This window comes from Pseudomonas sp. I2 (assembly GCF_040984075.1).
In the GTDB taxonomy this organism is placed as follows: Bacteria; Pseudomonadota; Gammaproteobacteria; order Pseudomonadales; family Pseudomonadaceae; genus Aquipseudomonas; species Aquipseudomonas guariconensis_B.
Genome location: NZ_JBCGFQ010000004.1, coordinates 29,673 through 43,413, shown reverse-complemented (window position 1 = coordinate 43,413; position 13,741 = coordinate 29,673). Strand labels below are relative to the sequence as shown.

Genomic DNA, 13,741 nt, shown 5'->3' with positions numbered 1-13,741 from the left:
TGGCGGCCGAGGATACGCCCGGTTGCACAGGGAAGCAGTTACCAAAGGGTTGCCAGACATTACAGCAAGAGGTTGCCTTCAGGTCGCCGGGTGTCTGGACCGGCCCATTGGGGCCGCTTCGCGCCCCAGATGGCAGCCAAAGCCTTAACCGACCGGCAACAGTGCCACCCCCAGCACCACCGCCAGTTCCAGTATCTCCAGCATCGCCCCCGCCGTATCGCCGGTGGTACCGCCCAGGCGCCGGCACATCACATGACGCAACCAGGCGAACACCAGCGCTGCAAGCAGCAGCATGGCCAGCCCGCGCCACCCGCCAACGACCACGCAAAACCCGGCACTGGCCAACAGCACCCATCCCGCCCCACGCCTGGGCAGGTGTTCGGCAAGAGCCTGCCCCAGACCGCCCGGACGCACATAGGGCGTGGTCATGAACAACCCCAGCAAGGCAGCTCGCCCCACCACCGGCGCAAGCACCAGCATGACTCCCGCGCCTCTTTCCACCAGCACCCACAGGGCACAGAACTTCAATAGCAACACCAGCACCAGGGTCACCACGGCGATCGGGCCGCTGCGCGGATCCTTCATGATCCGCAAGGTACGCTCGCGATCGCCGAAACCGCCCAGCCAGGCGTCGGCACTGTCGGCCAGGCCATCCAGGTGCAGGGCACCACTGAGCACGACCCACAACACCAGCAGCAAGGCCGCGTGCAGCGGCGCCGCCGTGCCCTGCAACAGATGACTGGCCAACCACAGCAACAAGCCGAACGACAGGCCTACCAGCGGGTAGTACAACAGCGACCGCCCCACCTCCCGAGGTGCCGGCATGCCCGGCAGGCGTACCGGCAGGCTGCTGAGAAACTGCAGGGCAATCCAGAACGGCGACATCTCAGCAGCGCTCCTGTAGCCGGCCGTCGCTGCCCAGGGCCAGACGCACCAAAGCACCGTGCCCAACCTCCACCTGCAGCAGTTGCTCGCGCGGCAGACCACGGGCCTGGGCCAGCAGCAGGCGCATCACGCCACCATGGGTGACCAGCAACACCCGCTTGCCGGCATGCTGCCGCCCCAGGCCATCGAGGGCAGCCAGGACCCGCTCGGCAAAAGCGCTCACCGGCTCGCCCCGAGGCGGCGTGAAGGCATAAGGATCGGCCCAGAAGCGCCCCAAGGCATCGGCCTGGTCCTGCATGATCTGCACCGCGCTGCGCCCTTCCCAGTCACCGAAATGCAACTCGCGCACACCGGCCTCCAGTTGCACCGGCAAGCCCAGCCGTGCCCCCAGCTCGTCGGCGAACTGCGCGCAGCGGCGCAGCGGCGAACTGACCAGCGCATCCCACGGGCCGGCCTGGGCCACGGCCTCGCGCATCTGCGCCCAGCCCTGCTCGGTCAGGAGGTCGTCGAGGCTGCCGCGCAAGCCCCCGCCCCGTTCGGTCTCGCCGTGACGCAACATGTCGAGGATCATGCCGGACGGTCCGCCACCGCCGCCTCGGCGAACGTCGCCATCTGCCCGTGCAGGGCACAGGCCAGGCGCAACAATGGCACCGCCAGCGCCGCACCGCTGCCCTCGCCCAGGCGCAAGCCAAGGGCCAGCAGCGGCTGTGCCTCGAGAGCCTCCAGCACGGCCTGGTGACCGGGTTCGGCCCCCTGGTGGGCGAACAGCAGCCAGGGGCGGCTCTGGGGATTCAGGCGCGCCGCCACCAGGGCAGCAACGCTGCAGATGAAGCCATCCACCAGCACCGCCACGCCCTGCTGGGCACAGGCCAGGTAGGCACCGGCCAGGGCCGCGATCTCGAAACCACCGACACAGGCCAGGGCCTGCAGTGGATCGTCCGCGCGCAGCCCGTGCGATGCCAGGGCGCGCTCGATCACATCGGCCTTGTGGCGCACGCCGGCGCTGTCCAGGCCGGTCCCCGGGCCACTGAGCGCGCGTGCCGGGCACCCCAGCAAGACGCTGGCCAGGGCGGCGGCGGCCGTGGTGTTGCCGATGCCCATCTCGCCACCGATGAACAACTGCACGCCCTGCTCGCTGGCACGTCGCACGCTGTCGCGGCCGGCCTGCAAAGCGGCACCTAGCTGTACCTCGGTCATCGCCGGGCGACGGGCGAAGTTCGCCGTGCCGCTGCCCAAGCGCAGGTGGTGCACGCCTGGCAGTTCCAGGTCGGGCTCGATGGTGCCCAGGTCGACCACTTCCAGGCGTGCCTCCAGTTGCCGCGCCAGCACGCTGATCGCCGCGCCGCCACCGACGAAGTTGCGCAGCATCTGCCCGGTCACGGCCTGCGGGTAGGCGGAGATCCCCTCCTCCACCACGCCATGGTCGCCCGCGAAGACAGTGATGGCGACCCGCTCCAGGGTCGGCCGCTCGCGCCCTTGCAAACCGGCCAGGTGCACCGCCAGGTCCTCCAGTTGGCCGAGCGAGCCGGCAGGCTTGGTCAGTTGCCGTTGGCGCACACGGGCCTGCTCCATGGCGGCGGTGTCGAAGGGTTGGCAGGCATCGCGCCACCAGGGCTGGTTCATAGAGCGGGTCCTTTGAGCATGAGGGGAAGGCCGGCCACGGTCAGCACTACGCGCTCGCAGCGTTCGGCCACGGCCTGGTGCAACCAGCCGGCCTGGTCGACGTAACGGCGCGTCAGCTCGCCCATGGGCACCACGCCCAGACCGGTTTCGTTGCTGACCAGGATGAGCGTTCCGGGCAGCGTCCCCAGGCTGTCGAGCAGCGCGTCACGCTCCTGGGCCAGGCGTCGTTCATCGTCGAGCATCAGCAGGTTGGTCAACCACAAGGTCAGGCAGTCCACCAGCAGGCAGCGCCCTTCGGCGGCCTCGGCCCGCAGCACGGCGGCCAGGGCCAGGGGTTCCTCGATCAGCCCCCATTGCGCAGGACGGCGCTGGCGATGCAGGCGGACACGTTCGTTCATCTCGCCATCCAGCGGCTCGCTGGTGGCGATGTAGGTCACCGGCAGGCCGCAGGCAGTGGCCAGTTGCTCGGCCAGGCGGCTCTTGCCGGAGCGGGCGCCGCCGAGGATCAGGTTGCGCATGTCAGGCGACTCCACAAAGCTGGCGCAGGCGCGCGGTATCCAGGTGCTTGTCCACCAGGTCGGCCAGGCGCTCGATGTCACGTTCGCGCAAGGCTTCGTAGTCGATGGCCTCGGCATCTTCCAGGCCCGCCCAGCGCAGCAGCGCGGCGCACGACTGGCTGCCTTCGAACAGGCCATGCAGGTAGGTGGCGAGGATCTGCCCGTCGGCGCTGACGGCACCGTCGCAACGGCCATCGGCCAGTTGCACGGCCGGGTGTTCCAGGGCCGGGCCACGGGTGACGCCAGCATGGATTTCGTAGCCCGCGACAGGCGCCTGCTCCAGGCCCAAGGTGCCGCAGACGTTGCGCAATTGTTTGTCGGCCTCGAGCACGGTGACGTAGTCGAGCAGGCCAAGCCCCGGGCTGGAGCCCGCCGCCCCTTCCAGGCCCAGCGGGTCATGCACGGCGTGGCCGAGCATCTGCAGGCCGCCGCAGATCCCGATGAGCTTGCCGCCATAGCGCAGGTGGCGAGCGATGGCGGTGTCCCAGCCACGCTCGCGCAGTTGCGCCAGATCGCCGCGCACGCTCTTGGAGCCGGGCAGGATGATCAGGTCGGCGGGTGGGACAGGCTGGCCCGGGCCGATGAACTGCAGGTCCACCTGGGGGTGCAGGCGCAGCGGGTCGAAGTCGGTATGGTTGCTGATGCGCGGCAGCACCGGGACGATCATCTTGAGCACCCGCTCGCCCTTGGCGGCCTGGCGCACGTCGATGCCGTCCTCGGCCTCCAGGTGCAGGTCGCTGACGTAGGGCAACACGCCCAGCACCGGCTTGCCGGTGCGCTGCTCCAGCCAGTCCAGGCCCGGCTGCAACAGGGCGATGTCGCCACGGAAGCGATTGATGACGAACCCCTTGACCCGCGCCTGCTCGCTCGGCGACAGCAGCTCGAGGGTACCGACCAGGTGGGCGAAGACCCCGCCGCGATTGATGTCGGCCACCAGAATCACCGGGCAGTCCACCGCTTCGGCAAAGCCCATGTTGGCGATGTCGCCGGCCCGCAGGTTGATCTCCGCCGGCGAGCCCGCGCCTTCGACCATCACCACCGGGTAGGCTGCGCGCAGACGCTGGTGCGAAGCCAGCACGGCCTGCATAGCGATGGCCTTGTAGTCATGGTAGGCGACGGCGTTCATGCTGGTGACGGCACGGCCGTGGACGATCACCTGGGCGCCGGTGTCGCTGTTGGGCTTGAGCAACACCGGGTTCATATCGGTATGCGGCGCCAGCCGGCAGGCCTGGGCCTGCACCGCCTGGGCGCGGCCGATCTCGCCACCGTCGGCGGTCACCGCGCTGTTGAGCGCCATGTTCTGCGGCTTGAACGGCACCACGCCGATGCCCTGGCGCAGCAGCCAGCGGCACAGTGCGGTGACCAGCGTGCTCTTGCCGGCATCGGAGGTGGTGCCTTGCACCATGAGCGTGGTCATGCCGATTCCTTCTGGTAGTCCGCCAGCGCCTGGCGCAGGCGTTGCTCGTGTGCGGCACTGGCGGGCAGCCCCAGGCGCACCGCCGGCGGCTGCTCGAACAGGCGCACGAGGATGCCGCGTCGGGCGAGAAAGTCATGGAGGTGGGCGGCGTGCGGTGTACGCACGTATTGGAACAGGTCGCAGCCACCCGCCGCAGGCAGGCCAGCCGCCTCGAGCAAGGCGGCCAGGCGCTGGCTGGCCTGGGCGCAGCGGGCAATTTGCGCCGGGTGCGCCGATCGCTCGCTGAAACAGGCCTGCCCCAGCACCCGGGTCGGGCCGCTGATGCTCCAGGGGCCAAGCGCTTCGGCCAGGCGCTGCAGCAAGGGTGGCTCGGCCATCACGAAACCCAGGCGCACGCCTGCCAGGCCGAAGAACTTGCCGAACGAACGCAGCACGATCAACCCAGGGCGCGCGGCACAATCGACCAGGCTGTCGGCGGGGGTGTTGTCCATGAAGGCCTCGTCGACCAGCAGCCAGCCACCGCGCCGCGCCAGGCGGGCGTGCCAACCGAGCAGGCGTTCGCGGGGCAGTCGCCGCCCAGTGGGATTGTTGGGATTGACCAGCACCAGCACGTCGAGGCTGTCGAGGCAGTCTTCGACCTGGGCGTCATCCAACTCGACCAGTGCGTGCCCTGCCCGCCGCCAGGCATGCGGGTGCTCGGCATAGCACGGCGCAAGCACACCGACCCGGCCTGCCGGGCGCAGGTAGGGCAAGGCCTGGATCGCCGCCTGGGAACCGGCCACCGGCAACAGCGCGCTGGCGCCATAGTAGGTGCGCGCCGCCTGCTCCAGGCCGTCCTCGGTCTCGGGCAGGCGTGCCCAGGCCTCCAATGGGATCGCTGGAATCGCATAGGGCCACGGGGCGATGCCGCTGGACAGGTCGAGCCACTGCTCCCGGGGGATACCGTACTGCCGCACCGCACGCAGCAGCCGGCCACCATGTTCAAGCATTCAGATAGGCTCCCAGGCAGATCACCAGCAACCACAGCCACACACCGCGCTGCACCAGGCTCCAGCCGCGCTCGATGGCCTGGGCGTCGGCCACCGGCCCTTCGCCCAGGCGCGCACGCACATGCAGCTCGCCGTGGTACACCGCCGGGCCGCCCAGCTCCACGCCCAGGGCACCGGCGCCAGCGGCCATCACCGGGCCGGCGTTGGGGCTGTCCCACTGGGGCCCCTGCTGGCGCCAGCAGGCCAGGGCCAGGCGGGTTTTGCCGAGCAGGGCGTAGGTCAGCGCCACCAACCTGGCGGGCAGGTAGTTGAGTACATCGTCGATGCGTGCCGCAGCCCAGCCGAAGCGCTCGAAGCGTTGGTTACGGTAGCCCCACATGGCATCGAGGGTATTGCTCAGGCGATACAGCACCACGCCAGGGGCACCGGCGACGACGAACCAGAACAGCGCGGCGAACACCGCGTCGCTACCGTTCTCCAGCACCGACTCTGTGGCCGCCCGGGCCACGGCGGGCTCGTCCAGTTCACGGGTTTCGCGGCTGACCAGGTAGCCCACCCGCTGCCGGGCCGCGTCCAGGTCGCCACGCCGCAGGGCCTCGGCCACCGGCAGCACATGCTCGCCGAGGCTGCGCAGGCCCAGGGCGCAGTACAGCGCCAGCACGTCCACCAGCCAGCCGACATAGGGCAGCCAGGACAGGATCAGCGCCAGCAGGGTCAGCGGGACCACCGCCAGGCACCAGGCGCTCACGCCGTGGCTGCGCCAGCCGCGCCCGCCGGCGTTGAGGCGTTGCTCCAGGCGCGACGCCAGGTTGCCGAAGGCCACCAGCGGATGGCGCCGCCGGGGTTCGCCCAGCAAGGCATCGAGGGCCACGCCGGCCACGGTCAGCAGGGCCACGCTCATGGCCGTTCTCCCCATTGGTTCTCGTACAGCATCTCGCCCAAGGGCTTCTCCTCGGCCCAGTTCTCCAGCACCAGCATCGGCCCGGCATAGAACTGCGCCACAGGCCCCAGGCACAGCACCGCCACCGGCTTGGCGCCAGCGGGCATGCCCAGCAGTTGGGCCAGGGCCTGCGGTTCGAACAGCGACACCCAGCCCATGCCCAGGCCCTCGGCGCGCGCCGCCAGCCAGAGGTTCTGGATCGCGCAGGCCAGGGAGGCCAGGTCCATTTCCGGCAGGGTGCGGCGGCCGAAGATGTGCGCCTCGCGGTTGTCCATCAGCGCCGCCACCAGCACTTCGGCGCAGTCGTGGATGCCTTCGACCTTGAGTTTCATGAAAGCGTCGGAGCGCTCGCCCAAGGCTTCGGCGGTGCGCACGCGCTCCTGCTCCACCAGCGCCTGGATCTGCCTACGCAGCTCGCGTCGGCTGATGCGAATGAAGCGCCAGGGCTGCATCAGGCCGACGCTCGGCGCCTGGTGCGCGGCGGCCAGCAGGCGGGCCAGCAGCGCTGGCGCTACCTCACCACCGATGAAATGGCGCATGTCGCGGCGCTCGCCGATGGCCCGGTAGACCGCGGCGCGCTCGGCGTCGCTGAAGGCGTGTTCGCTCATGGCCGCAGCAGCGCCGCCGCCGCGTCAGGGTTGGAGGGGAAATAGAAGTGGATGTACGACGCCGTCAGTCGTCCCTGGCGATAGACCGCCTCGTTGCCACGACCGCCGTTGGGGCTTTGGCCGCGGGCGATCGGTTCGAGCGGGGTGCTGGTCAGGGAGTGATGATAAGTATGCCCGCGCAGGGTCCCTTCCGGAAGTTCCACAGCCTGCAGCGCCAGGGCCGCCAGGCGCTTTTGCATCACCGCTTCGCCCGGCAGCAGGCCGAGCAGCGTGGCGCGCTCACCGGCCACGTCGGTCAAGGCCTCGAGCAGGTAGAGCATGCCACCGCACTCGGCCAGCAGCGGCTTGCCCTGGGCGTGATGGGCGCGGATCGCTTCGAGCAGAGGGGCATTGGCCGCCAGGGCCTGGTGATGCAGCTCAGGGTAGCCCCCTGGCAGGTAAAGGCTGTCTACCGTGGGCAGTTCCCGGTCGTGCAAGGGCGAGAAGAAGCGCAGTTCGGCGCCCAGCTCGCGCAACAGATCGAGGTTGGCGCCATAGGTGAAGGCGAAGGCTTCGTCACGGGCCACGCCGATGCGCACACCGGCCAGCGACGGCCTGGGGGCGATAGGGTCGGGTTCGGCAAAGGCCACCGCTGGCGGCAGCGTGGCGTCGCAACTGGCGCCCAGGGCCTCGGCCGCGGCGTCCAGGCGCAGGTCCAGGTCGTTCAGCTCGTTGGCCTGGACCAGCCCCAGGTGGCGGCTGGGCAGCTCGATGCCACGCTCGCGGGAGAGCCCGCCGTACCAGCGCAGGCCCTCGGTCAGGCTGCCCTCGAGCAGTTGCGCATGGCGCAGGCTGCCGACGCGGTTGGCCAGCACCCCGGCGAACGGCAGGTCCGGCTGGTAGCGTGCCAGGCCCAAGGCCAGGGCGCCGAAGGTCTGGGCCATGGCTGTGCCATCGATCACCGCCAGCACGGGTACACCGAAGTGACGCGCCAGGTCGGCGCTCGACGGTGTGCCGTCGAACAGCCCCATGACCCCCTCGATAAGAATCAGGTCGGCCGTGCCCGCCGCTTCCCAGAGCAGGCGGCGGCTTTCCTGCGCGCCGATCATCCACAGGTCGAGCTGGTACACCGGTGCACCGCTGGCCCGTTCGAGGATCATCGGGTCGAGAAAATCCGGCCCGCACTTGAACACCCTCACCTTGCGCCCGAGGTTGCGGTGCAGGCGCGCCAGGGCGGCGGTGACCGTGGTCTTGCCCTGGCCGGACGCCGGTGCTGCGATCAGCACCGCCGGACAATGCCGGGGTCGGCTCATAGTTCCACGCCCTTCTGCGCGCGGATGCCGGCCTGGAAGGCGTGCTTGACCATGCCCATCTCGGTGACGGTATCGGCCAGCTCGATCATCTGCGGCTTGGCGGCACGGCCCGTGACGATGACGTGCTGCATCGGCGGACGGGCCTGGATGTCCGAGAGCACCTGGTCGAGGTCGAGGTAGCCGTGCTTGAGGGCGATGTTCAGCTCGTCGAGCACCACGAACTGCACGCCCGGGTCCTGCAGCAGTTGGCGCGAAACCGCCCAGGCCGCCTCGGCGGCGGCGATGTCGCGCTGGCGATCCTGAGTCTCCCAGGTGAAGCCCTCGCCCATCACGTGGTAGCGCACCTGCTCGGGGAAGCGCCGGAAGAACAGCTCTTCGCCGGTGCTGTTGCGGCCCTTGATGAACTGCACGACGCCGCATTGCAGGCCGTGGCCCAGGGCCCGGGCAAGCATGCCGAAGGCCGAGCTGCTCTTGCCCTTGCCGTTGCCGGTGAGCACCAGCAGCAAGCCGCATTCGTTGGGCGCGTTGGCGATGCGTTCGTCGATGATCGCCTTCTTGCGCTGCATGCGCGCCAGGTGGCGTTCGTCGCGTTCGGAGGATTCGCTCATCAGGGTTCTCCGCAGGCTGTCGGCACGGATGGGCGACGACAGGTCGATAGGCGGGCAGACGGAGAACGCGCAGGGGCCATGGCGGACGCCACGGTGCACCGCGCATCACCCTCCGTGATGCCGTTGGCAGTGACAGGCCGGTCTCCGGGCTCGTGAGCAGGGCCTGGGCCCATGGGCCGCGCGCCTTCCCGGATGCCTGCATCCAGTGGCCCTGCGCGGTCCTCGACTCACCTACCGTTGCGGGGGCAGCGCCGGAATCGCGCCTTGCTGGCGCCCACCGGCTTCCCAGTTTCACCCTGCCCAGCCTCGGCTGGCAGAGCACCTGAAACACGCCGCGAAGGTTAGAGGGTTGCACCCGGAGCGTCAATGAAACGAGGCCGATCTGGCCTGGATCAATGGCCGATCCGGCCGCTTGTAACAAACTGAAAGCAGTGATATCACATAGCCATCAATTTTCGCTGAACGCGATCACAACGACAGGAGAGCGCAGCATGCAAGGCCTGATCATCAATAACCCGCGCCTGGAGTTCCTGCGCCCGGCGCTGGAGCGCTGGCCGGAATGCATCGACCGCTTCAACCAGGTCCATGGCGACAACGAAGCCCCGTACTGGCATGGCGCCGCGGCCAACACCGGCCTGCTCGCGGCCGCGGCCTGGCAGGCCGAACTGGTGGCGCTGGAACAGTCCATGAGCAAGAAGCAACGTGACGAGGGCGAGCGCGAGGGCCGCTGCGACCTGTCCATCAGCACCTCGGAAGACAGCGTCCACCTGCGCGCCAGCCAGCGCTGGCCGCGCATCGCCCGCCTGGACCTGAGCACGGCTGTGCAGGAAACCGCCGCCCTCGCCCGGCAGATCGCCTATCCCAGCCAACTCAAGGTCGGCGCCCTGTTCGTCAGCCCGTGGAAAGCCGGCCAGCATGCCAGCCCCGAGGAGTTGCAGGACCTGGTCGACGACCTGCAGAAGCACAGCGCTTGCGCCATCGCCTGGTATTTTCCCTACGCCTATCGCAAGTTGCACAATGAAGCGGCGCAGTACTTTCCCGGCGTGGCGCTGCTGCTCAAGCAGGCCTGAGCGGGGCCCAGCTAGCCGAATGCGCCCTACCGACAAGTTGAACCTCGACGGTGGCCCGTCGCTCTGATTCCACATGAGCCCCCACGAGGACCCGAGCATGGACAGGATGCATATCGCGCTACTGCTGGCCCTGGCCGTCAGCCTCGGCGGCTGCGGAGAATCCGCGCGCCTGGACGTCAGCGACGGATCGGGACCGTCCCCGCAACTGCCCGAGCCGAACAAGACCTTGATCCCGACCGTCAACATCGCCCCGGCGATCGGCTGGCCGGAGGGCGCCAAGCCCACGTCGGCGACCGGCACCCAGGTGGTGGCCTTCGCCGAGCACCTCGATCATCCCCGCTGGCTCTACGTGCTGCCCAACGGCGACGTGCTGGTGGCCGAGACCAACGCCCCGGCCAAGCCCGACGACGGCAAGGGAATCCGTGGCTGGGTCATGGGCCAGGTGATGAAACGGGCCGGCGCCGGCGTACCCAGCGCCAACCGCATCACCCTGCTGCGCGACGCTGACCGTGATGGCGTCGCGGAAATTCGCACCACCTTCATCGAAGGGCTCAACTCACCCTTCGGCATGGCCCTGGTGGGCAAGGACTTCTACGTGGCCGATACCGACCGCCTGTTGCGCTTCCACTACGAGCCGGGGGCCATGCAGATTCGCGCTGAAGGCAAGAAAGTGGTCGACCTGCCCGGCGGCCGGCTCAACCACCACTGGACCAAGAACGTGATCGCCAGCCCCGATGGCAAGAAGCTCTATGTCACGGTGGGCTCCAACAGCAATGTCGGCGAAAACGGCCTGGACCAGGAAGAAGGCCGTGCGGCGATCTGGGAGGTGGACCCGGCCAGCGGCCAGCACCGGATCTTCGCCTCCGGCCTGCGCAACCCCAACGGCCTGGCCTGGGAACCACACAGCGGTGCGTTGTGGACAGCGGTCAACGAGCGCGACGAGATCGGTAGCGACCTGGTGCCGGACTACATCACCTCAGTCAAGGACGGGGGCTTCTATGGCTGGCCGTTCAGTTACTACGGCCAGCATGTGGACCGGCGGGTCGAGCCGCAGGATCGGCAAAAGGTCGCCCAGGCCATCGTGCCGGACTACGCGGTGGGGCCGCATACCGCATCCCTCGGGCTGACCTTCGCCCAGCCGGGTGTGCTGCCGGCGCCGTTCGAGCAGGGGGCGTTCGTGGGCCAGCATGGGTCGTGGAACCGCAAGCCGCACAGTGGCTACAAGGTGATCTTCGTGCCGTTCAGCACCGAGGGGAAACCCGCCGGGAAGCCGATCGACCTGTTGACGGGGTTTCTCGATGGCAAGGGCAAGGCCATGGGGCGGCCGGTGGGCGTGGTCAATGACCAGCGGGGCGGGTTGCTGGTGGCCGATGATGTCGGGAACGTGATCTGGCGGGTGAGCAAGGAGCAGTGAGGGGCTTGGGCTGGCCTGTGCCGGCCCATTCACGGCGGTTCGTGCCCCGACAAGCCCGCCCTCACAGGTTCACCACTGATCTTGAGGCAACGGTGAACCTGTGGGGCTGCAAGGTAGCCCCGATGCCGTTTCGCAGGCGGGCATCGGACTCAGGGATTGCGCGCCAGGTGCCCCGGCGGCAGCACCCGCTTGGCCTGCAGGTAGGCCCGGGCCCAGTAGCTGTTGGACAGGTAATCCAAGCGCACTGTCCCGCCCGTGGAAGGTGCATGCACGAACCGCCCCTCCCCTACGTAGATCCCCGCATGGCTGACCTGCGACCCACCGTTGGTGGCGAAGAACACCAGGTCCCCGGACTGCAGCGAACCGATATCCACGTTCGGCGCCCGCATGACGATCATCTCGCGGGTCGAGCGCGGCAGGCTGATCCCCGCCGCATCCCGGTACACGTAGCCGATCAGCCCACTGCAGTCGAACCCGGCGTCCGGCGTGTTGCCGCCCCAGCGATAGGGCGTGCCCACCAGGCCGATAGCCCGGAACAGCACGTCGTCGGCCACCGGCGAGGACGCCGCCTGCGCGTTGAAGGTAACGGGGGCCTTGGCCACCGGCGCAGGTGCCGGGGCTCGGCTGGAACAGGCGGCGAGCAGTGCCGCCAGGGAAAGGAGTGCGAAGCGCGCCATCATCGCCATGGCCAGAACTTCCTGTCGAGACCGTTCGGCCGTAGCCGAAGTCAAAAGAGTTGAGAATTCAGATTAGACGCTTTTCGTAAATGCGCACGGCGGCGAGCTTTTTCAGCATCGCCGCCGTGGCAGGGTACAGCATTTTGATATCAGTTGCGCGAGATCGTGGTCGGCGCCATGGCCAAGGCGCGCTTGGCCTCGAGGAAGGTCTTGCTCCAGTAGCGGTCACCGAGGTTGTCGATGCGCACGCCACCGCTGCGGCGGCTGCTGGAGTGGATGAACTGGTTGTCACCCAGGTAGATGCCGGCATGGCTGACCCGGCCACGACCATTGGTGCTGAAGAACAGCAGGTCGCCAGGCTTGAGCTTGTTGCGGGCAACCTTGGGGGCATCGACGTTGATCATCTCGCGGGTCGAGCGCGGCAGGTTGAGGCCGGCCTCCTCGCGGAACAGATAGCCGATGAAACCGCTGCAATCGAAGCCGGACTTCTCCGAAGTACCGCCGAAGCGATAACGGGTGCCGATCAGCGACATGCCACGCTCCAGGATGCTGTCGGCCAGGGCCGGCAGTTCGTAGGGCTTGCCGTTGCTGGAAAAAGTGTCCAGGTCTTCCTCGGTGGCCAGCGGCTCCTCGGCGAAAACGGAAGAGGCGGAAGGCTTGGCCATGGCCGCGGACTGGGCGGTGACGGGCTGTTGATCCTGCGGTTGGGTAACCGGGCCTTGGGTGGCGCAGCCGAAAAGCAGGCTCACGAGTGCAAGTGGCACGAGGGGTGCGAAGCGCTTGAGCATGGGCACGACCGTGTCTGTAGTCCTTTAGAAGGGGGAAACTATGCCCTCTATCATGGCCATTTGCAAATTTTATCGAAAAAAATGTGACTTTTCCGTTTCGAGGCTCTGGCCCGCTACTTTCGAGGGCTCACCAGCCCAGGGTTTCCTTGAGGAAGGGGATGGTCAGCTTGCGCTGCGCTTGCAGCGAAGCCTGGTCCAGGCGCTCGAGCAGATCGAACAGCGCGCTCATGCTGCGCGTGCCCCGGGTCAGGATGAAATGGCCGACCTCGTCGGTCAGGTGCAGGCCACGGCGCGAGGCCCGCAGTTGCAAGGCCCGCAGCTTGTCTTCGTCGGACAGGCCACGCATCTGGAAGATCAGTGCCAGGGTCAGGCGCGACTTGAGGTCCGGCAGCTTGATCGGCAGCTCGCGTGGCGAACTGGACGCCGCCAGCAGCAGGCGTCGACCGCTGTCGCGCAAGCGGTTGAACAGGTGGAACATGGCCTCTTCCCAGTCGGCCTTGCCAGCGATCACGTGCAAGTCGTCGATGCACACCAGCTCGTACTGCTCCAGGTAGTCGAGCAGTTCCACGCCACGGTCGAGCAGTTGCGCCAGGGGCAGGTAGACAGCCGGCTCGCCCAGTTGCTGGAAGCGGTGGGTGGCGGCCTGGAGCAGGTGGGTACGGCCAACGCCCTGTTTGCCCCACAGGTAGATGAGGCTCTCGGTCCAGCCGGCGTCGGCCTCGCAAAGCCGCTCGACGTAGCCCAATGCCGCGGCATTGGCGCCCGGATAATAGTTGATGAAGGTGGCGTCATCGCGCAGGCGCACACCCAGGGGCAACTGGATCGGTTTCATGCTGGCGGGCGGTCGCGAGGACCACAGGGGGCCTTTGGTGA

The 13,741-nt window shown here is 68.3% G+C and carries 15 protein-coding genes and 1 riboswitch; of the genes, 2 read left to right on the top strand and 13 right to left on the bottom strand.

Annotated elements, in window-relative coordinates:
• Nucleotides 1–144 precede the first annotated feature (144 nt).
• The 10 genes from WCE05_RS03285 to cobO are packed head-to-tail and all read right to left on the bottom strand — an operon-like array spanning nucleotide 145 to nucleotide 8,919.
• Nucleotides 145–885, bottom strand: a complete 741-nt coding sequence (locus tag WCE05_RS03285) for an adenosylcobinamide-GDP ribazoletransferase (RefSeq protein WP_225788293.1) — start codon at nucleotides 883–885, stop codon at nucleotides 145–147.
• A gap of 1 nt (nucleotide 886) precedes the next feature.
• On the bottom strand, nucleotides 887–1,456 hold the full coding sequence (gene cobC / locus WCE05_RS03280; RefSeq protein WP_368815441.1) for an alpha-ribazole phosphatase family protein: 570 nt from the start codon (nucleotides 1,454–1,456) through the stop codon (nucleotides 887–889).
• On the bottom strand, nucleotides 1,453–2,508 hold the full coding sequence (gene cobT, locus WCE05_RS03275) for a nicotinate-nucleotide--dimethylbenzimidazole phosphoribosyltransferase (RefSeq protein WP_368815440.1): 1,056 nt from the start codon (nucleotides 2,506–2,508) through the stop codon (nucleotides 1,453–1,455). Before cobT ends, cobC begins: the two co-directional genes overlap by 4 nt.
• Nucleotides 2,505–3,026, bottom strand: a complete 522-nt coding sequence (gene cobU / locus WCE05_RS03270; protein WP_225788296.1) for a bifunctional adenosylcobinamide kinase/adenosylcobinamide-phosphate guanylyltransferase — start codon at nucleotides 3,024–3,026, stop codon at nucleotides 2,505–2,507. Before cobU ends, cobT begins: the two co-directional genes overlap by 4 nt.
• Nucleotide 3,027: 1 nt before the next feature.
• Nucleotides 3,028–4,482, bottom strand: a complete 1,455-nt coding sequence (locus WCE05_RS03265) for a cobyric acid synthase (RefSeq protein WP_368815439.1) — start codon at nucleotides 4,480–4,482, stop codon at nucleotides 3,028–3,030.
• Nucleotides 4,479–5,471, bottom strand: coding sequence for a threonine-phosphate decarboxylase CobD (cobD, locus tag WCE05_RS03260; RefSeq protein ID WP_368815438.1), 993 nt, complete (start codon nucleotides 5,469–5,471; stop codon nucleotides 4,479–4,481). The genes WCE05_RS03265 and cobD overlap by 4 nt, the downstream gene beginning before the upstream one ends.
• Nucleotides 5,464–6,372 carry an adenosylcobinamide-phosphate synthase CbiB gene (gene cbiB / locus WCE05_RS03255; protein ID WP_368815437.1) on the bottom strand — a complete coding sequence of 303 codons (909 nt, stop codon included), beginning with the start codon at nucleotides 6,370–6,372 and terminating at the stop codon, nucleotides 5,464–5,466. Before cbiB ends, cobD begins: the two co-directional genes overlap by 8 nt.
• Nucleotides 6,369–7,019, bottom strand: a complete 651-nt coding sequence (gene bluB / locus WCE05_RS03250) for a 5,6-dimethylbenzimidazole synthase (RefSeq protein WP_225788300.1) — start codon at nucleotides 7,017–7,019, stop codon at nucleotides 6,369–6,371. The genes cbiB and bluB overlap by 4 nt, the downstream gene beginning before the upstream one ends.
• Complete coding sequence (locus WCE05_RS03245; RefSeq protein WP_225788301.1) at nucleotides 7,016–8,311, bottom strand: cobyrinate a,c-diamide synthase; 1,296 nt, start codon at nucleotides 8,309–8,311, stop codon at nucleotides 7,016–7,018. The genes bluB and WCE05_RS03245 overlap by 4 nt, the downstream gene beginning before the upstream one ends.
• Entirely contained in the window at nucleotides 8,308–8,919 is a 612-nt protein-coding gene (gene cobO / locus WCE05_RS03240) for a cob(I)yrinic acid a,c-diamide adenosyltransferase (protein ID WP_368815436.1), read from the bottom strand. Before cobO ends, WCE05_RS03245 begins: the two co-directional genes overlap by 4 nt.
• 117 nt (nucleotides 8,920–9,036) lie before the next feature.
• A riboswitch (cobalamin riboswitch) is annotated at nucleotides 9,037–9,260 on the bottom strand.
• Between the two features lie 150 nt (nucleotides 9,261–9,410).
• On the opposite strand from cobO, the gene WCE05_RS03235 reads away from it, so the two are divergent.
• Together WCE05_RS03235 and WCE05_RS03230 are read left to right on the top strand one after the other, a co-directional pair.
• On the top strand, nucleotides 9,411–9,989 hold the full coding sequence (locus WCE05_RS03235; protein ID WP_253081115.1) for a hypothetical protein: 579 nt from the start codon (nucleotides 9,411–9,413) through the stop codon (nucleotides 9,987–9,989).
• 97 nt (nucleotides 9,990–10,086) lie between these two features.
• Nucleotides 10,087–11,403: a sorbosone dehydrogenase family protein gene (locus WCE05_RS03230; RefSeq protein ID WP_368815435.1), complete on the top strand. Its 1,317-nt coding sequence runs from the start codon at nucleotides 10,087–10,089 to the stop codon at nucleotides 11,401–11,403.
• Nucleotides 11,404–11,552: 149 nt separating this feature from the next.
• Here the strand turns inward: WCE05_RS03230 and WCE05_RS03225 are convergent, their stop codons facing one another.
• The 3 genes from WCE05_RS03225 to hda form a co-directional block, all read right to left on the bottom strand.
• Nucleotides 11,553–12,089, bottom strand: a complete 537-nt coding sequence (locus tag WCE05_RS03225; RefSeq protein ID WP_225788305.1) for a C40 family peptidase — start codon at nucleotides 12,087–12,089, stop codon at nucleotides 11,553–11,555.
• Nucleotides 12,090–12,229: 140 nt separating this feature from the next.
• A complete protein-coding gene (locus WCE05_RS03220; RefSeq protein ID WP_225788306.1) occupies nucleotides 12,230–12,868 on the bottom strand; it encodes a C40 family peptidase in 639 nt (212 codons plus the stop codon).
• A gap of 127 nt (nucleotides 12,869–12,995) precedes the next feature.
• The gene (hda, locus tag WCE05_RS03215) at nucleotides 12,996–13,700 is read right to left on the bottom strand and encodes a DnaA regulatory inactivator Hda (RefSeq protein ID WP_225788307.1); all 705 of its coding nucleotides are present in this window, start codon (nucleotides 13,698–13,700) and stop codon (nucleotides 12,996–12,998) included.
• Nucleotides 13,701–13,741: the final 41 nt, after the last annotated feature.